This is a genomic window from Mycobacterium shunyiense (genome assembly GCF_058270075.1).
Window position 1 is genome coordinate 402684 of record NZ_JBZDPU010000005.1, and the last position, 18113, is coordinate 420796.

Here is an 18113-nt window from a genome sequence, read left to right on the forward strand (position 1 = left end):
TCAGAGCATGATCTGGCGGTTGACGTCCTTGTACAACAGGTAACGGAAGTTGGACGGCCCGCCCGCGTAGCAGGCCTGCGGGCAGAAGGCGCGCAGCGAGAGGAAGTCGCCTTCCTGCACTTCGACCCAGTCTCCGTTGAGGTGATAGACGGCCTTGCCCTCGAGCATCAGCAGGCCGTGTTCCATCACGTGGGTCTCGGCGAACGGAATGGTCGCGCCGGGCTCGAACGTGACGACGTTGACGTGCATGTCGTACGCGAGGTCCTGCGGGTCGAGCATGCGTGTCGTGCGCCATTTGCCGTCAGTTCCGGGCATGGCCGACGGCTCGATGTCCTGCTCGTTGCCGAACTTGACCGACGGCGTGTGGCCCTCGATGGCCTCGTAGCGCTTGCGGATCCACACGAACGTCGCGTCGGCGTCGCCGTTGTTATGGGCCGACCAGGCGGTGCCCGCCGGAAGGTAGGCGAAGCCGCCCTCGGTGAGGGTCTGCGACTGATCTGCCGCGTCGACGGTGAGCGCACCGGACGTGACGAACAGGAAGCCCTGCACCTCGGGTTGCGGCTCGGGTCGCTGCGCCCCGCCACCTGGCTTGACCTCGACGATCGCCTGGTAATACGTGGTCGCACCACCGGCGACCGGCCGGTTGATGATCCACGCGCGCGTATCGGTCCACTCCGGGAACACCGACGTGACGATGTCGGAGAGGACGCCGCGCGGGATCACCGTGTAGGCCTCGGTGACGATGGCGCGGTCGGTCAGCAGATCGGTCTGCGGGGGCAGTCCGCCGCGGGGCGTGTAGTACGACGCTTCGGTCCTCGGGGGGGTCACTGATTGCTCCTGGTGGTGTGGCCGAGCGCGATGTCGCGCACGGTGGACATGGAGAGATCGGTGGCTGTCTCGATCTCATCGACGGTGAGGGCGCCGCACACGCTGCCCCGGTGGATGACGTTGGCGAGCGCGCGGGCGGTGGCCGGCTCGTCCATGACGGTCGAGTCGAGCCGGTGGACATAGTTGCGTAGGCGTGTCGCGGCCGGCGCGAAGGCGCCACGGTAGAACGCATAGGTCGCCAGGAATCGGGTGACGAGTTGGGCGGGGTGCATATCCCAGCCCTGGTAGATGCCACGTTCCAGGTGGCGCCGGACCAGGCGCGCGTGCAGCTTCCACGCCTTGGCGACATTGCCGGGCTCGCCGACCGGGAGGATGTTGGTCGAGCCATCGGACATGTGCACGCCCGTGCCGGCGACGGCGAGTTGCATGACGTTCTTGGCGTGGTCCGCCGCGGGATGCTCCATCGACTGGTAGGCGGCGGCGATACCGAGGGACGCCGAGTAGTCGTAGGTCCCGTAGTGCAGTGAGCTGACGCGGCCCTGGCCGGCGTGGATGAATTGGGCTACGGGTGCGCGGCCATCGGCGCCGAGGATCGCCTGCGGCGTTTCGACCTGCACTTCGAAGCGGATGCGGCCGGAGGTGAGTCCGTTCGCCCCTTCGAGTGCGCTCGCGACCATGACCATCGCCTCGACCTGGCCGACGGACGTCACCTTGGGCAGGGTGAGGATGAGACCCTCCGGGAGGCCACCGGATTCGACGAGCCCGCTGACGAACATGTCGAGTGTGCGCAGCCCGCGCGCCCGGGTGCCAGCTTCGAAGCATTTGAAGCGGGTGCCGACGAACGGCGTCGAGGTGCCGGCGTCGAGCGCGACGCGCAGTCCGGCAATCGCGTGTGCGACATCGGCGTCCTCGGTCGCGTCGTCGAAGGTGCCGTAGCCGTCCTCGAAGTCGATGCGGAGGTCTTCGATCGGCTCGGTGGCCAGCTTGTTTTGGACGAGGCCTGCGAGAGTCTCGGGTTCACAGTCGGTTCCGCTGCCGGCGCCGACGAGTGCGGCCACGGCGTCGAGCCCGCCCGCGTCCTTCGCAGCCGCGAGGGCGATCGATCCCCAGTCGGCGGGCATCGTCGCCGAGTACCGGTTGCCCGGGATGTAGACGGTGTGGACCGGCTGCCGACGGCCGTCGTCGCCGGGGTATCGGTTCACCAGTTCTGCGTCAGCGGCCGAGAGGCGGCGATCGACGTCGGCCAGCACCGCATCGTCGAGGCGTCGTGTCACAGATGTGCCTCCCTTGTCTGAAAGTTCCCGTATGGACACAATTCCACATTGTGGAGTTTAACGCGAGTGCAATCGGCGCCTGATATGCGTTTCCTCATCGAAACACTTTTCCATATTGCGGAAATAATCTTGCGCGTGTTGGATGGAACGACAGTTGTCGGCCGGGAGTGGAATGCATGGCGGGGAAGACAGGCGGCGTGCAGTCGGTGGAGCGCGCGTTCGAGCTGATGGAGTTGATCGGGCGTGCCGGAGGAGAGTGCTCGCTGACAGAGTTGTCGGCGGAGTCTCCGTTGCCGCCGCCGACCATTCACCGTTTCCTGCGCACCCTGGTCGGAATCGGCTACGTGCGCCAACTGCCCAATCGCCGCTACGCCCTGGGGCCGCGATTGATTCGGCTCGGCGAAGTTGCGAACCGCCAATTGGGCGCGGTCGCCGCTCCGGTACTGCAGTCGTTGGTCGACGAACTGTCCGAGACCGCGAGTCTCGCAGTGCTGGACGGTGACATGGTGATCTACACCGGACAGGTTCTGCCTTCGACGCTGGTGCGCACGAACAGTGAAGTCGGCCAGCGCGTCGGTCTGCACACGTCCGGTGTGGGCAAGGCTGTTCTGGGCGAGTTGGACGACGCGCGCATTCTGAAACTGGTGACACAGTCCGGACTTCCCGCACCGACCGAGAACAGTGCATCCACCCTCTCCGCGGTATTCGCGAACGTAGAGCGCGTGCGCATCGACGGGTACGCGATCGACAACGAGGAACTCGAGATCGGGATTCGCTCCGTCGCGATGGCAGTGCCCGGCGCCCCGACTCCGATGGCAATCGGCATCTCCGGGCCCTCGGCTCATGTCAGTGAGGAACTCATCGCCCGAGCCGTGCCCGCGCTGAAGAAGGCCACCGGCGTGATCTCGGAGGCCCTGATCGGGGCCAAAGAGCAGTAAACGTCGGCCTACAGCTACTCACGCAAGGGTGTCGACGCCTAGCCCAGACGGTCGCGGAACATGCCACCGCGGCGAGCTGCGGGCCATGCTGATCGACGCACTGCCTACCGGCGCGATCCGCTGGGGACACAAGGCGGTCCGGGCGGTGGCCACCACCAGCGGCCAGCCCGAAGTCGTCTGCGACCTGCCCGGTGCGCTCCTCGATATCGAGCAGGCCGCCCTGCCCACGAGTCGTTGGTGACGCCTCGGCTTCGTACACCGCTGCCGGCTCGCCGTGACGGTTCAGCGTGCAGGCGATCCGTACGAGCAGTTGTGTGCAAGCAGCCAAACCGGACCTGATCCGGGCACCAATAGTGGCCGGAGGTGCCGGGCAGTATGTTTCCTCGGGTGTGGGAGGAACGTGCGGGCCGATCACCGTGGGTACGCACAGTCTGGCGCGCGAACGTGGAGAGTCCGGAACGCTATTCGGTAATCGGATCCGAGTATTGGGGTTTGTCGTTCATCCGTCGCCGGGACGGAGAGTTGGCCGCGGAGCTGGACGGTCCGAGCCTGCGCAATCGGGTCGTCGACGGGCATTTGGGTGAGCGGTACTGGGGCGTCGAACTCGCCGCCTATGTCGCAATCCCAGGCGTGCCCAAGCGGGCGATACTCGGCGAGACGGTGACCTTGCCCGTATCGGGCGGCCACGTCCTCCTCGGAGATCACCGATGGCCGGTGCCAACCTGGCCCGATCTTGAAGACTGGGTCGATCACCTGGCTGAGAACCGCGGGCTACTGGTCGACGAGGAGGTCCGCAAGGCACTGAACGGGGATCGGATCGGCGCCTCGGAACGGACTTGGCAACGCCGCTACCGTCGCACGGTCGGGCTGACCGCTCAACAGATCGATCAACTTCACCGCGCGCAGCACGGCTACTTCCTGTTGCAGACGGGGCACTCGCCTGCGGAAGCGGCGGCCGCGGCCGGATTCGCCGATCAGCCGCATCTGACGCGCTCACTGCGGTTGATCCGCGGTCAGACCCCGGCCGCGATCATTGCCGCCCAAAGGCGTAGGCAGCACTGACGCGCCCGCAGACGACACCGCGACGGTGTCGGCATCGGGAGTTGTCGTTCTGGTTCAAGAACTGGCCTGCGGTCTCGCGATCAACTAGTGGTGACGAAAGGAAACCCATGACTGCTGTCCCCGCTGCACCGGCCGGATTCTCGACGATCAACCCGTTCATCATCACGCGTGACGCCGAGGGGCTGATCCGTTTTTTGACCGATGTGTTCGACGCCGTCGAGCATCCCGACGCCCGCACCGTCGACGACGACGGGCTCCTCCTGCATGCCGAGCTTCAGATCGGTGGCAGCACTGTGATGTTCGCCGAACGGAAGCCCGGCTGGCCATTCACCCCGGCACTGCTGCAAGTTTATGTCGACAATGTCGAGGTCGTGCTGGAGCGTGCGGCCGCTGGCAGTGCCGAGATCATCACCTCCCCAACCGAGTTCTTCGGTGAAGTCTTCTCCCGTTTCCTCGACCCCTGGCACAACCTGTGGTGGGTCTACCAACGCGGGACCGCCCTGGACAACAACCGGGGCGAGAGCTCCACCGGCACCGACTGGTCCGGAAACACTGACGATTCGGCGGCGTGGGAGCCGACTCCCGAACTCACCTATATCCACGACACACTGCTTCAGGCGCTCCCCAAAGTCCTTGACCCCCAAAACTGATCGACCAGAAGTAGGTTCCAATCATGGCGGACCAAGACATCAGCTACGACGACGCCGACGCCCCTTGGAATCAGGAAGCCGGCCAAGATCCATCGAACTGGAACGACGACGTAATTGCCGAGTTCCGGGCGAACGCGGGCCAGGTCGGCGGTCACTACGTCGGGTCCCCGCTGATCCTGTTGACTACGACCGGTGCCCGTAGCGGTGCGCTCCGAGTAGTGCCTCTGGCGCCCAACTATCGCGGCGACACGCTCTACCTCAGTTCGTTCCGAGAAGATCGGGATCCGGACTGGTTCCACAACATCAGAACGAACCCGACCGTCACTGTCGAGATCGGGACCGAGACGCGTGAGGGAACGGCGACGGCACTGGCGGGTGCCGAGTACGACGAGTTCGCCGAGTGGGTGCGGCGAAACAACCAGCTGTTGGCCGAGTTCCAGGCGACAATCGACCGGCCGGTGCCACTGGTGACGATCCGCTTCGCGCCCACTCGATCCATGGGATGAGAGGCAGCTCTCCCCCGCCACATCTGGAGCGAGGCACTGCTGCGTGGCGAAAGGAATACGGCCGAGTCGAACAAAGCGGGATGTGAGGAACCGCACTCGCCGAATACTAGAACGTGTTCTAATTCGGTGCATGTCCAGTTCAGCGGCGGGGCACGCGGACCCTGCGTTTGCGGAAGTAAAAGCCGTCTTTGAAGCAGGTTTAGCCAACGGCGACGACCTCGGCGCCGCGGTGGCGGTCTTCGTCGACGGTCGTGCGGTGGTGGACCTGTGGGGAGGCATCGCCGACAGACGGACCGGGCGTCCGTGGACGCGTGACACTGCTTGTCCAACCTTTTCCTGCACCAAGGGTGTGACCGCGACGGCGGCCCTCATGGTCGCCCAGCAATGCGGCCACGGCGCCGACGACCCGGTGAGCGCCTGGTGGCCGGAATTCGCACAACACGACAAGCACGAGACCACGCTGAGCGACCTGATGGCCCACCGAGCCGGGTTGCCCGTCGTGGAGCGCCCGGTTTCGGTGGCCCAGGCCGCGGACCCCGCGGCGATGGCCGACCTGTTGGCGGGCCAATCTCCGCTCTGGCAGCCCGGGACCGAACATGGTTATCACGCTTTGTCTTTCGGCTGGCTGGTCGGCGAATTCGTGCGCCGCCACAGCGATATGACTGTCGGCGAGTTCACCCGGCGCCACTTGGGCGATCGGCTGTTCATCGGCACTTCTGGTTCGGCGGTGCCCGACGTTGCCCGGATCAGTTCGCCGCCGCCGGAGCAGCGAGTCTGGAGCGTCGAGAACGCGCCGCCTATACCGGAAGACATCGTCGCCGAGATGGTGACCGCGATGTCCGATCCAGAATCGCTGTTCCTCCGGGCATCAACGAATCCCGTTGCATCCTATAACGATCCAGAAGTATTGGCGGCCGGCTGGCCCGCGGCTGGGCTCGTCACCACCGCTCGCGACCTGGCCACATTCTATGGTGACCTGATCAGCGGAACCCTGGTCGCCCCAGGCCCTCTGCGGGAAGCGACGACAGAACGCGTGCGCGGCAACGACCGGGTGCTGTGTTTGGAAAGCGCATTCGGGCTCGGCTACATGCTGCCGTCGCAGAACTTCGTGGTGCCCGAACCGGCACAACGGACGGCTTTCGGCCACCCGGGCGCCGGCGGCTCGGTGGGACTGGCCGATCTCGAACACAAGGTCGCTTTCGCGTTCACGCCCAATCTGCGCCGCGACTGGTTGGCCGGCGATCGCCGAGCCTATCGGCTCATCGCCGCGGTGTACGACGCGCTGTGACACCGCGACGCAACTGACACCCGCGGTGCTCCCCCACGGCGAACATCAGGCCATTACTTGAGGGGCTCCCGGCTTTCCTGAAGTGTTGAGAGTATGAATCGCAACGTGCTCATTCGCACCTTTGCCGCTCTACGGTTCACTACCGGCATCGCCGCCTGGTTGGCTCCGAACACCACGGGTCGACTCATCGGACTCAGTGCCGGCCGCGACCAGCCACTCACGACTCAACTCTTCGGCTCGCGGGAGCTGACGTTGGCAGTCGCGATCACCGAAACGGCTTCCCCACGATTGCAGACTCGGGCGCTACAGCTGGGACTACTCACCGACCTCCTGGACGTCATCGCTGCCGCACGTGGGATCCGAGCCCGAGCCCTCTCGCCTACCGGCGCAATCGTCGCCGGCGGCGGCGCCGCACTTTTCGCAGGCCTGGGAGTCGCGGCCCTCACTAGTCGAGAGCAAGCGGCCGTCCATCCTGCGTAGCATTCATTGCGCGCAGGTCATACACATACGACCGGTCGCCCTTGGGGCTCACCCACACACCTTCCGGCGGCAGGTCACCACGCCCCGCATAGTAAACGGTCGCGATGAAACGACTGATCGGGTCCAGCGCTACAACCGTCGGACATCGAGCGCGGTCTCGGCTACCGCGGCGGCGTCGCGCCGTTCGACGAAATACGCTCCCGCGGTGTCATTTTCGGCGACGGCTTCGACGAACTGAGTGCCGCGGTAGACAACGCCGGCACCGTCATCGGTGGCGAACGCTGATGGAAGAACCGCGGTGCCCACCAACTCATGTAGTAGCGGCCGGCGCTGATCCTCGGAGTCGTAGTGCACGCCGTTGGCGTAGGGCAGGAACCCCAGCCCGTTGGTAATAGGTCGTAGTTGCGGGCCGAACGAATCGGTGGTGCCGCCGGCGTGCCAGCAGATGGAACCGGCCGAGATGCCGGTCAGCACCACCCCGGCCTGCCACGCTGTACGTAGGGCTTCATCGACTCCGTGCAGTCGCCACATCGCCAGCAGTCCCGCGACACTGCCGCCGAACACCCACACCACATCCTGCTCCAACAGATGCGCGGTGACATCGTCGACGGTCGGCATCGGGAACAACGCCACATGCGACGGGACGAAGCCACGAACCTGCGCCGCCTCGGTGAGGTAGTGCAGGACCGCCTTGTCGTCACCCATCGCCGTCGCCAACATGCAGACGCGCGGAGGTCGTCCGGTGACACCGGAAAGCTCCACCGCGTAATCGGTCAAGGCGGTGAACGCGAGACGCGTGCGCCGCCCCGGTCCTATTCCGCCACTGGTCGCCAGAATGGTGGGTGCATCCGCGGGCATGGCTGGGACGGTAGGCGCACCGCCCGTTGGGGGCAATCCGGTTTTCGGCCGGCGACGAGGTCTTGCACCGCAAGGAATAAACCCGCACCTCGGTCAACTTGGCTCAAAAGTCGGCCCTCTCCCAGACCCAGGAGCATCCATGACCCGTCCCGTTCGCGTCGCCGTGCAGATCCAGCCCGGCGGTGCCCCCGACTACCGCACTTGGCGCGACGCCGTCCTGGCCGCCGACGACCTCGGCGTTGACGTGATCTTCGGTTACGACCACTTCCATCGCCCGGCGATGAAGGCTCTCGTCGACGGCAAGCCCGTCCTGTTCGACGAGCAACCCGACGTCGCCAATTTCGAGGGCTGGACCGCGCTCGCATCGTGGGGTGAGATCACCTCGCATGCCGAGATCGGGCTCCTCGTGACCGGCGTCGGGTACCGCAACCCGGACCTGCTCGCCGACATGGCGCGCACCGTCGACCACATCAGTGGCGGCCGGCTCATCCTCGGCCTCGGCGCCGGATGGTACGAAAAGGACTACACCACCTATGGTTACGACTTCGGCACCTTCGGCTCCCGCTTCGATCTGTTCGACGAGAGCCTGATCCGCATCGAGAACCGGCTCACCGCACTGATCCCGCCGCCGCTGCGCAAGGTGCCCATCCTCATAGGCGGCACGGGCCCCAAGCGCTCGCTGCCCGCCGTCGCCAGGCATGCCGACATCTGGCACGCGTTCCAGGACCTCGACGCGTTCCGCAAGTCCAGCGACCGCGTCGACGAGTTGGCAGCGACATTCGGCCGCAACGGCGCCGATATCGAACGCTCGACCCTGTGGCAGGACGCCGACAGCGCCGACGCCTTCCGCGAAGCCGGCGTCACGCTGTTCCAGACCGAGCTCACCTCCGACAACGGATACGACCTCGCATCTCTGAAGCAGGTGGTCGCTTGGAGGGACAACGGGTGACGGCAGTCGGCGTGTGTCTTTGACACGGGTGTGGCGCGATGACGTGCGCATCGAGCTTGCCGCGGCGATCCGCGCTGTGGCCGAGACTGGGCGGCGTGGCGCTGCGCTCAGTCACGGGCTCGGCTCATGCGCAGGATCAAGGCAACCGTGTCCTCCGAGTGCAGTGCCGGAGTGAGAACTTTCTGCAAGAGCAGGCCACGAATAGTGGCGGTAGCGACGGTGGCCATGTCCAGCGCTTCCTTGGTGTCATGCCCCTCGCGTTCCGCGAGTGAGGCCAGCGTCGCGGTCAGGTCGTCGAGCGAGTCGATGAACTCACGAAACTCTTCTGGGCTGTAGGCGGCGAGCCCCACGACGTGAAAGAAGCCGCGGATGCGTGACAGCTGCTCGGGGCGCGTGTAGGTCCGCCAGATCGCCACGACGAGGTCGTCAAACGTGCCCTGCTGAGCGGTCTTGAAAAGCGCCTCGTTGTCACGAGATCGCTGCACCGTAAGCATGGCCGCCAAAACTCCCGAGAGTGACCCGAAGTGGTACCGCAGCAGTGCGTGGCTGGTCCCAGCTCGAGTGGCGACCTCCCGCAGCGACACCTCCGGCGAGGGAAGGTCCCCCTCGAAGGCGTCGAGCAGCCGAGCCAGGAGCCGGTCGCGTGCGCCGCCGTTGAGTTCCGTGCTTGACAGGGCCACTCCCGCAGTTTATCCATTGGATAAGAGTTATCCAATGGATAATATTTCTGAGGGCGCCGTCCTGCGAGGCCCGCTGAGTTGTGAAGGACCCTTGATGAGCTCCATGTGGCACGGCTGTCTCGCCGACACCGACTATTTCGAGATGCGCTCCAGCGGTGGGCATGACTACGGCGTGTGGGTGACCACGCCGCCCGGCTACAACCGCGTTACGGCACGACTGCCTGTTGTGTACGTGCTCGACGGGAACTGGGCTGTGGGCCTGACGGCTCCGCTGATCGTCACCCAGATGGACCCGATGCAGCGGATCCAGCCCTACATCCAAGTCAGCGTCGGCTACGCGGGCGATCAAGCACAAGACTGGGATCGGCTGCGCAACCGAGACTTCGTGCCACCGGGCGAGCCCATCGCCAAGGAACTCATCGATGCCGTCGAGATGGGGTTGGAGACCGGCGCGAGGACCCGAGAGGAATCCGACGCCTACCTGGCCGAATTACGCGACACTCATGCCGACGTGTTCCTGAGCTTCATTACTTCCGAACTACACCCGCGGATCGAACACGACTACGCCACAGCAGCGAGCGGTCACGGTCTTTTCGGCTACTCCTACGGCGGACTTTTCAGTCTCTACACCTGGCTCACCGGCAGCACCCTCTTCGAGAGCATCGCAGCGGGCAGCCCCGGCATCATCTCTGAAGACAGTCAGATCTTCGCCCAGCTCGACGAGTTGGGCGACAGCCGGCGTGGCACCAAACTTCACGTAACCCTCAACGACAGAGAGCTTCTCGGAGACCTGGCCGTATATCAAAGCCTCGCGAAGAACACAGCCGTCGTCCTCCATCGCCTCAAGTCTCGCAACGAAGCGGTCACCAGCGAAATCCTGCGCGAAACGCACGTGACTGGCGTGCAGGCCTCGTTCCTCAGTTACCTCAGGACCTGTCGGCCTCTGTGAGTGCGATATCGGCCCATACACGGTCGGACAAGGCGGACAATGGCCGTATGTCCACTGCGCTCTGGATCCTGGTCGCGGTCCTTGCCGTCGGCATCATCGCCGGCGGCTTGCTGCGGATACGGGCTTGGTTGCAGCGGCCGGCCCCGCCCGAGATCATCGAAGCCGCGCGCCGTCGCAATGAGCAGGACGATCGCTCCCCCGATTGACATATCTGGATCAGCACGGTTGCTCGCCGAGAACTCATGACGAATCAACTTTGTTCTCAGCTGGTTTCAGCATGGGAACCTGTGGGCGCCCGATGGTCAGCCACACTAGGACACGCACCCGACGTCATGGAGGAACGATTCCGGAATGAGCCCCGTCGCCGAATTCGATTTCATCATCGTGGGAGCAGGCAGTGCGGGTTGCCTGCTCGCCAATCGGCTGAGCGCGAACCCCGATCACCGTGTGCTCTTGATCGAGGCCGGCGGCAAAGACAACTGGTTCTGGATCAAGGTGCCGGTGGGCTATCTGTACACCATCGCCAATCCCCGCACCGACTGGTGCTTCACGACCGAGGCCGATCCAGGCCTGGCCGGCCGCAGCATTCACTATGCGCGGGGCCGCGTGATCGGTGGTTGCTCGTCGATCAACGCCATGATTCACATGCGCGGACAGTCAAGCGATTACGATCTGTGGGCGCAGGCCACTGGTGACGACCGATGGCGCTGGGGCGGCCCGGACACCCCTGGCGAGACACTGGCGATCTACAAGAAGTTGGAAGACTACTTCGGCGGGGCCGACGAGTGGCACGGCACCGGTGGAGAGATCCGTGTCGAGCGGCCGCGCGTGCGCTGGAAGATCTTGGATGCCTGGCAGGCCGCCGCCGCCCAGACCGGCATCGCCCCCATCGCGGAATTCAACCGGGGCGACAATTCGGGCAGCGCCTACTTTCACGTCAACCAACGACGAGGCAGGCGCTGGTCGATGGCGGATGCGTTCCTGCATCCCGTCGCCCACCGGCCCAATCTCACCGTCTACACCGAGACCCAGGCCCTGGGACTCCTGATGGACAACCAGGTTCCCGACGATCAGCGGCACGGCGCCTGGACCACGGCCCAGCATCGCGTCACCGGCCTGCGACTACTCAAGGACGGCCAGACTCTCGACGTCCAAGCCCGCCGAGAGGTGATCCTGAGCGCCGGGGCGATCGGCTCGCCACATCTCATGCAGGCCTCGGGTCTGGGCCCGGCAGGGCTGCTCACCCAGCATCACGTGCCGGTGGTCGTCGATCTGCCAGGAGTGGGCGAAAATCTCCAGGACCACCTGCAGCTGCGCACGGTCTACCGCGTGCGAGGCGCCCGGACCGTCAACACGCTGTACCGGAACTGGGTCACCCGTGGCGGCATGGGACTTCAGTACCTGACGCTGCGATCAGGGCCGATGACCATGCCGCCCTCCACGCTGGGGGCTTTCGCAAAAAGCGACCCAGTGCTGGCCAGTCCCGATTTGGAGTGGCATGTGCAGCCGTTGTCGCTGCCCAAGTTCGGCGAACCACTACACCGCTATGCAGCGATCACCCCCTCGGTCTGCAACCTGCGCCCCAGCTCCCGTGGCCATGTGCGCATGGCCAGTGCCGATCCGCTGGCCAATCCAAAGATCACCTGTAACTACCTGTCGACTGACGATGATCGTCACATTGCCGTAAAGGGTCTTCGGATGACCCGGCAGATCATGGCAGCGCCGGCGCTGGCCCCCTACGGCCCGGAAGAGTTGCTACCCGGCCCAAAACTGGTGAGCGACGAAGACCTGCAGCAGGCCGCGGGTGAACTCGGCACAACAATCTTCCACCCGGTGGGCACCTGCGCGATGGGAGCTTTTGACACCCGCGGTGTTCCGCGGTCACGTGCCACGGTGCTCGACACCGATTGTCGGGTGTATCGCGTCGCTGGGCTTCGAGTGGTGGATGCATCGGCGATGCCCACCATCACGTCCGGCAACACCAACGCGCCGGTCATGCTGATAGCAGAGCGCGCTGCGCGGGCGATCCTGGGATAGCGGGAGTCAAGGCAAACCAATAACTCTCCTGGCATATCCCAACCGAGAAAGGCCAGAGTTCCCAGTAGGGCGCCCACACATGTGGGTAGCGTCGGTGTAAGCAGTCGACTTGGAGGTGACCAGAGCAGGAAGGACGTGGGCAAATGGGCTCTCTCGACAGAGTTCGCGTCCGTGGTGCGCGCGAGCACAATCTGCGAGACGTCGATGTGGAGGTCCCGCGCGATGCCCTCGTTGCCTTCACCGGCGTGTCGGGCTCGGGTAAGTCTTCGCTGACCTTCGGAACACTGTTCGCCGAGTCCCAGCGGCGGTACCTGGAATCCGTTGCGCCCTATGCGCGTCGCCTGATCGACCAGGTGGGCGTTCCCGATGTCGACTCGATCGAAGGAATGCCGCCGGCCGTCGCCCTGCGTCAGCAGCGAGGTGCAACAAGCACACGGTCGTCGGTCGGCAGCGTGACGACACTGTCCAGCCTGATCCGCATGCTGTACTCGCGTGCGGGTAACTACCCGGCGAAGCAGCCGATGCTCTACGCAGAAGACTTCTCCCCCAACACACCTCAGGGCGCCTGCCCCACCTGTCATGGCATGGGCCGGGTATACGAGGTGACCGAAGCACTGATGGTCCCGGACCCGACGCTGACGATCCGTGACCGCGCAATCGCCTCGTGGCCACCCGCCTGGTACGGGCAGAACCTGCGGGACATCCTGGTCTCGCTCGGTTACGACGTCGACATCCCCTGGGAAAAGCTGCCGCGCAAAGACCGTGAGTGGATCCTGTTCACCGAAGATCGACCAACGGTACCGGTGTACGCCGGGCTTACCCCGGCGCAAACCCGCCGTGCTATCAAGGACGACTGGGAACCCAGCTACCAGGGCACCTTCATCGGTGCTCGCCGGTACGTGCTGGATACTTTCGCCACCACCAAGAGCGCCGGCGTCAAGAAGCGCGTCTCGCAGTTCGTCGGAAGTGGACCATGCCCAGCGTGCCACGGAAAGCGGTTGAAACCCGAGGCGCTCTCGGTGACATTCGAGGGTCTCGACATCGCCGCGCTGTCACGGCTCACGTTGGACCAACTCGCTGCGCTCTGCAGCACTGTGCTCGGCCCCGACTGGGCGCCCGAGGTGTCCAGTGAGGTACTCGACAAGAAGACACGAAGGTCGGCGGTCAAGGCCCGCGTGGAGGCTGGAGGGTCCGCTCATACCGCGGCGCCAGATGTTCGGCAGACACCCAACATGTCGGCCGAGAAGCGTGCCGCCGCACAGCGATTGGTGGCGGATCTGCAGGAGCGGCTGCAACCGCTGATCGATTTGGGGCTGGGATATCTATCTCTCGCACGCAGCACGCCAACTCTCTCGGGAGGAGAGCTGCAGCGTGTCCGGCTGGCGACACAGCTGTCGTCTCAGCTGTTCGGAGTCGTGTACGTGCTGGATGAACCATCGGCCGGTCTGCACCCTCGCGACCGCGACGCGTTGCGCGACATCTTGCAGGGACTCAAACGCAGCGGCAACAGCGTTTTCGTGGTCGAGCACTCACTCGATATCATCGCCGCCGCAGACTGGCTGGTCGACATCGGGCCGGGTGCAGGCGTGGACGGCGGTCAGATCCTCTATAGCGGGCCGCCGGCCGGTCTGGCCAAAGTCACTGAATCTGTCACGCGCCGTTACTTGTTCGGTAAGGGCGCACAGTCCAGTTCGCGCACCCCACGGCATCGGAGCGACTGGCTTGAGCTCGCCGACGTGCGGCGCAACAACCTGCACGATATTTCTGTGTCGGTCCCGTTGCGATGCCTCACAGCAGTTACCGGAGTATCCGGATCGGGCAAGTCAAGCCTCGTCGCACACGCGCTCGCCGAAATCGTCGGCGATCACCTTGGCCGCCCCGTCCGCTTCGACGACTTGGGTGACGACGACCTGCTCGCCGAGGCCGCGCCTCCCGCCTCGGGCGAGGTGGTCGGCGACCCCCGCGGCATACGCAGAGTCGTGTGCATCGACCAGAAACCGATCGGCCGCACGCCGCGATCCAATGTCGCCACCTACACAGGAGTGTTCGACCACATCCGGCGAAGGTTCGCCGAGACTCCGGAGGCACAGGCTCGGGGCTACAAGCCTGGGCGATTCTCCTTCAACGTCGCAGGCGGACGCTGCCCAACCTGCGAAGGCGAAGGGTGGGTGATGGTCGAACTGCTTTTCCTCCCAAGTGTTTACAGCCCATGCCCGGACTGCCATGGAACCCGATACAACGCAGAGACTCTCGAAATCAGATGGCACGGTCACAACATCGCCGAGGTGCTCGAGCTCAGCGTTTCGTCAGCAAGGGGATTCTTCGACGGCGAGGCGGACATACTTCGAGCTATTGAGGCACTATGCGACGTCGGGCTCGGCTATCTACGACTCGGACATCCAGCCACCGAACTGTCGGGGGGCGAGGCGCAACGCGTCAAGCTCGCCGGTGAACTGCAGCGTGCGCACCGTGGCGACACCCTCTACCTTCTCGACGAGCCCACTGCGGGGCTCCACCCCGCCGACACCGACCGGCTGCTCGCACACCTGCACCGGCTCGTCGACGCGGGCAACACTGTGGTTGCCGCCGAACTGGATATGCGGGTAGTCGCACAGGCTGACTACGTCATCGACCTGGGTCCCGGCGCCGGCGCGGCCGGCGGCAGGATCGTCGCTGCGGGGACGCCTGCGGAGATTGCGGAATGCTCGGACAGCGCAACTGCGCCCTACCTGGCCGCTGCGCGCTGTCGCTGAACCGCCGTGAGTCTGCGTTCGTTCACCACCACCGAAGACTTGAGCACGATCTCGTGATTCGCCGCGATGAGTTCCGTTCCCCGGTGCAGTCTGATCTGTATGGGCAGACTCATCTATGGCTTCACCGTGTCGGTGGACGGGTACATCGCCGACGCACAAGGCAGCATCGACTGGTCCGAGCCGAGCGAAGAACTGCACCAGTATTGGAACGACTTCGAGCGGGAGACCGCGTGCGCGTTCTACGGACGGCGGCTCTACGAACTGATGTCCGCATACTGGCCGACTGCCGACAAAGCCCCGGACGCAACCCCTCTGATCGTTGACTTCGCCCACGTCTGGCGCGACATGCCCAAGGTCGTGTTCTCGAGCACGCTGGAGGCCGTCGACTGGAACTCCCGACTGGAACGCGGTGACCCGGTCGAGGTGGTGAAAAAGCTGAAAGCCGAGACCGAAGGCCAGATGGAGGTGGCCGGCGCGACACTGGCCGCGCCGATCGTGCAGGCCGGACTGGTGGACGAGTACCGACTCGTGATCGCGCCCACCGCCGTGGGCGGCGGTACACCGTTCTTCCCGACACTGCCGTCATGGATCTCGCTGCGACTGTTGGAGAACCGCATCTTCCCAGGCGGCACGGTCCTGCTGCGCTATGAGGCGCAACACGACTGATCTGGGTCGTCGCGTTACTCCGCGTTCTGCCCGAGTAGCGAGAAGAACGTGTACGACGGGTCATCGGGCCCCGGACTACCGAATGGAGTGGCGCGCGTCATCGGATGACTCACGTCGACGGTCGACGGGTTGTGCACATGCGCCCAGTCGGTCACGATCTTCCGGGCGGTGAATTTCCATGCACCATCGCGCTTTTCATACTTGTCCAGGTACCGCCCACCGATGATGAGCTCGGTTTCGCCGTCGCCCGAGACAAACGTGTGGGTGGCGATGCTGTAGATCTCCCCCTCCGCGCGGTCGCCGCTCACCGCGAAGTTCGTCGTGGTGATGTGATGTTGCATCGACCGGAGATACGGACGGGTGTCAACGAGCGTGCGCAGGAAATCGTCGACGGACCCCGAGGAGAAAGCGCCGTGGTCGTCGTCCGCGTCCTGGTGGTACAGGCTCCGGAGCGTGACGGTGTCCCCGCGATCGACCGCCCGGCAGTACCCGTGCACCAGCTTGCGCAGTGCGAATTCGTCGAGCATCTCCTGCACGAGCGGATCTGGTGTGGCGGCCGACATCCTGCCAACCTAGACGACCGACCCGGTCTGCCCCCTCGACAGCTCTCGACGCGAATGTCGGCCGGCTACAGCCCGGACGGCACAACCTTGTCGTTGACCGTCACCTTGACGTCGCCGGTCTTCGCGTCGAACTCGACCTTGCCGTGCTCGAACGTCGACACCAGCAGATCGCCGTCGGGGTTCTCGTCACTGGTAGGAACACCCAGCGGGCCTGCCGAGCCGTTGTCGCCGGTGACCGCCGGCACGCCGGCCGGGTCGCGTGGGACATTCCAGGCTTCCCGGATCTTGCCCGAGGTGATGTACGCAGGCGTGCCCGCCTCGTCATTCATGGCGACGATCACCCCGCCCTGGAACTGCTGGAACACCACGCCACTGTCCCGGGTGCCCGCGTTACGGTCACCCGTCAGCGGCTTGCCGAGGAGTTCCTTCTGTTTGTCGGTGGCCGACGAGTATTTGGCAGCGATCGGGCCGGTCAGCGTCACCTCGACGTCTCTCTCGCCGATGAGCTTGACCGGCGCGGTCTGCGCCGGGTTTTGAACCGTGGAGGTGGAGATCAATCCGACCTGAGGCGACATCGATGCGTCGACGCTCTTGTCGTTGCTGCAGCCCGCGGTGATCAGCGCGACTGCAGCCAGACCGGCAAGTGCCGTTTGGCGGTATGCGCTCGTCCTCATGGGTTTCCTCTCGGGTGTACCTGCGGTGTGGGTCAAGTGACAACTGAACCCTCGTCCGGCCGGGACTATAACCCAACCACTTGAGTGGCGCAGGCGATCGCTGTCTGACACCGCCGTTCGACGGCGTTGCGGCACAGCCCCTAGATAACTTCTGCGCGAATAGAACTCACTGAGCTTCGCCGCGCTCCTAATACCGTGACCGGGCACTCCTACCGAATCCGATGTCGCATCTCGACCCCGGATTTCAACCACGAGAGGCGCGTTGACACGCATGTTGAATCGTTTCGCCACGCTGGCCGCTGTCTGCGTCTTGGCCCCGGTTGCCTTGACGCCCCTCGCGTCGGCCGACCCGCCGCCACCACCGCCGGATCCCGCCGCACCCGTCGATGCCGGACCACCTCCGGACAACGGGCTGGTCGCCTCCGCCGAGCCGGGCGTGGTCACCACCCCCGACGGCTGGAAACTCACAGTGTCGGCCAAAGACGAGAGCCAGCTGCCGGTCGCACCGCTGACCACCGCGGCATCGTCGCGCGAGTATCTCGTGGCCGGTACGTTCACCGGCACCGTCACCGGCGGCGGATCCACCTCGCTGACCGGCGGCACGCTGGACACGGGCTACCAGATCGGTTGCGGAATCGAGCTAGGCCAGGTCCGGTTGGTCGGGTCGATCGGTCTGAGCACGTCGGGCTCGACGCTGGCCGGCGTCATCCCGACCGGGGTGAGCATGCCGATGTCGGGCACCGTGGAGATCCACCCCAAGCCCGGCACCGTCACCAACGTCTCGGTGAACAAGAAGTCGTTCAAGGCCGCGCCGGTGCGCGTCACGTTGAAGGACGTTCACATCAAGGTGGACGGCTGCGTCGGCCAGTCATTCCTGCGGTCCTACGCGACCCTGACCAGCTCCACCACCGACACCGACGATGTGGTCGCCTACTACGGCCTCACCAAGTCGGTCTGA

At 65.0% G+C, this 18113-nt stretch carries 19 protein-coding genes; 13 read left to right on the forward strand and 6 right to left on the reverse strand.

The annotated features are described in order from the left end of the window. Both AC4ELH_RS04275 and AC4ELH_RS04280 read right to left on the reverse strand, forming a co-directional pair. A complete protein-coding gene (locus AC4ELH_RS04275; RefSeq protein ID WP_448447440.1) occupies positions 1 to 828 on the reverse strand; it encodes a bifunctional allantoicase/(S)-ureidoglycine aminohydrolase in 828 nt (275 codons plus the stop codon). After that, on the reverse strand, positions 825 to 2102 hold the full coding sequence (locus tag AC4ELH_RS04280; protein ID WP_498883305.1) for a DUF6986 family protein: 1278 nt from the start codon (positions 2100 to 2102) through the stop codon (positions 825 to 827). Before AC4ELH_RS04280 ends, AC4ELH_RS04275 begins: the two co-directional genes overlap by 4 nt. 176 nt (positions 2103 to 2278) lie before the next feature. On the opposite strand from AC4ELH_RS04280, the gene AC4ELH_RS04285 reads away from it, so the two are divergent. The 6 genes from AC4ELH_RS04285 (at position 2279) to AC4ELH_RS04310 (ending at position 6546) form a co-directional block, all read left to right on the forward strand. Then, positions 2279 to 3040: an IclR family transcriptional regulator gene (locus AC4ELH_RS04285; RefSeq protein ID WP_498883306.1), complete on the forward strand. Its 762-nt coding sequence runs from the start codon at positions 2279 to 2281 to the stop codon at positions 3038 to 3040. 85 nt (positions 3041 to 3125) lie between these two features. Then, positions 3126 to 3281, forward strand: a complete 156-nt coding sequence (locus AC4ELH_RS04290) for a hypothetical protein (protein WP_448447446.1) — start codon at positions 3126 to 3128, stop codon at positions 3279 to 3281. A gap of 251 nt (positions 3282 to 3532) precedes the next feature. Continuing rightward, a complete protein-coding gene (locus AC4ELH_RS04295; RefSeq protein WP_498883307.1) occupies positions 3533 to 4102 on the forward strand; it encodes a helix-turn-helix domain-containing protein in 570 nt (189 codons plus the stop codon). Between the two features lie 107 nt (positions 4103 to 4209). Then, positions 4210 to 4752 (forward strand): VOC family protein, encoded by a 543-nt coding sequence (locus tag AC4ELH_RS04300; protein WP_498883308.1) that lies wholly within the window; start codon positions 4210 to 4212, stop codon positions 4750 to 4752. Positions 4753 to 4775: 23 nt separating this feature from the next. Beyond that, positions 4776 to 5258 carry a nitroreductase/quinone reductase family protein gene (locus AC4ELH_RS04305; protein ID WP_498883309.1) on the forward strand — a complete coding sequence of 161 codons (483 nt, stop codon included), beginning with the start codon at positions 4776 to 4778 and terminating at the stop codon, positions 5256 to 5258. Between the two features lie 130 nt (positions 5259 to 5388). Beyond that, positions 5389 to 6546: a serine hydrolase domain-containing protein gene (locus AC4ELH_RS04310; RefSeq protein WP_498883310.1), complete on the forward strand. Its 1158-nt coding sequence runs from the start codon at positions 5389 to 5391 to the stop codon at positions 6544 to 6546. Between the two features lie 609 nt (positions 6547 to 7155). On the opposite strand, the gene AC4ELH_RS04315 is transcribed toward AC4ELH_RS04310, so the two are convergent. After that, positions 7156 to 7884 (reverse strand): Type 1 glutamine amidotransferase-like domain-containing protein, encoded by a 729-nt coding sequence (locus AC4ELH_RS04315; RefSeq protein ID WP_463794161.1) that lies wholly within the window; start codon positions 7882 to 7884, stop codon positions 7156 to 7158. Between the two features lie 139 nt (positions 7885 to 8023). Here AC4ELH_RS04315 and AC4ELH_RS04320 point away from each other — a divergent pair, with 139 nt between their 5' ends. Then, positions 8024 to 8833, forward strand: a complete 810-nt coding sequence (locus AC4ELH_RS04320) for an LLM class F420-dependent oxidoreductase (RefSeq protein ID WP_064881385.1) — start codon at positions 8024 to 8026, stop codon at positions 8831 to 8833. Between the two features lie 107 nt (positions 8834 to 8940). Here AC4ELH_RS04320 and AC4ELH_RS04325 read toward each other — a convergent pair whose 3' ends face one another. Then, entirely contained in the window at positions 8941 to 9513 is a 573-nt protein-coding gene (locus tag AC4ELH_RS04325) for a TetR/AcrR family transcriptional regulator (RefSeq protein WP_498883311.1), read from the reverse strand. Positions 9514 to 9607: 94 nt separating this feature from the next. Between AC4ELH_RS04325 and AC4ELH_RS04330 the strand changes: the two genes are divergently transcribed. The 5 genes from AC4ELH_RS04330 to AC4ELH_RS04350 all read left to right on the forward strand — a co-directional run bounded on the left by AC4ELH_RS04330 (position 9608) and on the right by AC4ELH_RS04350 (position 15918). Beyond that, positions 9608 to 10462, forward strand: coding sequence for an alpha/beta hydrolase (locus AC4ELH_RS04330; protein WP_448448746.1), 855 nt, complete (start codon positions 9608 to 9610; stop codon positions 10460 to 10462). 47 nt (positions 10463 to 10509) lie between these two features. Next, positions 10510 to 10668, forward strand: a complete 159-nt coding sequence (locus tag AC4ELH_RS04335; protein ID WP_301678942.1) for a hypothetical protein — start codon at positions 10510 to 10512, stop codon at positions 10666 to 10668. Positions 10669 to 10813: 145 nt separating this feature from the next. After that, positions 10814 to 12499, forward strand: coding sequence for a GMC family oxidoreductase (locus AC4ELH_RS04340; RefSeq protein WP_498883312.1), 1686 nt, complete (start codon positions 10814 to 10816; stop codon positions 12497 to 12499). 143 nt (positions 12500 to 12642) lie between these two features. Further along, positions 12643 to 15252 (forward strand): excinuclease ABC subunit UvrA, encoded by a 2610-nt coding sequence (locus AC4ELH_RS04345; protein ID WP_498883313.1) that lies wholly within the window; start codon positions 12643 to 12645, stop codon positions 15250 to 15252. Positions 15253 to 15351: 99 nt separating this feature from the next. Beyond that, a complete protein-coding gene (locus AC4ELH_RS04350) occupies positions 15352 to 15918 on the forward strand; it encodes a dihydrofolate reductase family protein (protein ID WP_498883314.1) in 567 nt (188 codons plus the stop codon). A gap of 14 nt (positions 15919 to 15932) precedes the next feature. Here AC4ELH_RS04350 and AC4ELH_RS04355 read toward each other — a convergent pair whose 3' ends face one another. Continuing rightward, entirely contained in the window at positions 15933 to 16481 is a 549-nt protein-coding gene (locus AC4ELH_RS04355) for a nuclear transport factor 2 family protein (RefSeq protein ID WP_498883315.1), read from the reverse strand. Positions 16482 to 16546: 65 nt separating this feature from the next. After that, positions 16547 to 17155: an LGFP repeat-containing protein gene (locus tag AC4ELH_RS04360; RefSeq protein ID WP_498883316.1), complete on the reverse strand. Its 609-nt coding sequence runs from the start codon at positions 17153 to 17155 to the stop codon at positions 16547 to 16549. A gap of 271 nt (positions 17156 to 17426) precedes the next feature. Here AC4ELH_RS04360 and AC4ELH_RS04365 point away from each other — a divergent pair, with 271 nt between their 5' ends. Next, complete coding sequence (locus AC4ELH_RS04365; protein ID WP_498883317.1) at positions 17427 to 18113, forward strand: MspA family porin; 687 nt, start codon at positions 17427 to 17429, stop codon at positions 18111 to 18113.

Bases quoted from the DNA above. Each gene is read 5' to 3' on its own strand.
- AC4ELH_RS04285 (WP_498883306.1), top strand. From the start codon at position 2,279: ATGGCGGGGAAGACAGGCGGCGTGCAGTCGGTGGAGCGCGCGTTCGAG.
- AC4ELH_RS04290 (WP_448447446.1), top strand. From the start codon at position 3,126: ATGCTGATCGACGCACTGCCTACCGGCGCGATCCGCTGGGGACACAAG.
- AC4ELH_RS04300 (WP_498883308.1), top strand. From the start codon at position 4,210: ATGACTGCTGTCCCCGCTGCACCGGCCGGATTCTCGACGATCAACCCG.
- AC4ELH_RS04305 (WP_498883309.1), top strand. From the start codon at position 4,776: ATGGCGGACCAAGACATCAGCTACGACGACGCCGACGCCCCTTGGAAT.
- AC4ELH_RS04310 (WP_498883310.1), top strand. From the start codon at position 5,389: ATGTCCAGTTCAGCGGCGGGGCACGCGGACCCTGCGTTTGCGGAAGTA.
- AC4ELH_RS04315 (WP_463794161.1), bottom strand. From the start codon at position 7,884: ATGCCCGCGGATGCACCCACCATTCTGGCGACCAGTGGCGGAATAGGA.
- AC4ELH_RS04320 (WP_064881385.1), top strand. From the start codon at position 8,024: ATGACCCGTCCCGTTCGCGTCGCCGTGCAGATCCAGCCCGGCGGTGCC.
- AC4ELH_RS04330 (WP_448448746.1), top strand. From the start codon at position 9,608: ATGAGCTCCATGTGGCACGGCTGTCTCGCCGACACCGACTATTTCGAG.
- AC4ELH_RS04335 (WP_301678942.1), top strand. From the start codon at position 10,510: ATGTCCACTGCGCTCTGGATCCTGGTCGCGGTCCTTGCCGTCGGCATC.
- AC4ELH_RS04340 (WP_498883312.1), top strand. From the start codon at position 10,814: ATGAGCCCCGTCGCCGAATTCGATTTCATCATCGTGGGAGCAGGCAGT.
- AC4ELH_RS04345 (WP_498883313.1), top strand. From the start codon at position 12,643: ATGGGCTCTCTCGACAGAGTTCGCGTCCGTGGTGCGCGCGAGCACAAT.
- AC4ELH_RS04350 (WP_498883314.1), top strand. From the start codon at position 15,352: ATGGGCAGACTCATCTATGGCTTCACCGTGTCGGTGGACGGGTACATC.
- AC4ELH_RS04355 (WP_498883315.1), bottom strand. From the start codon at position 16,481: ATGTCGGCCGCCACACCAGATCCGCTCGTGCAGGAGATGCTCGACGAA.
- AC4ELH_RS04360 (WP_498883316.1), bottom strand. From the start codon at position 17,155: ATGAGGACGAGCGCATACCGCCAAACGGCACTTGCCGGTCTGGCTGCA.
- AC4ELH_RS04365 (WP_498883317.1), top strand. From the start codon at position 17,427: ATGTTGAATCGTTTCGCCACGCTGGCCGCTGTCTGCGTCTTGGCCCCG.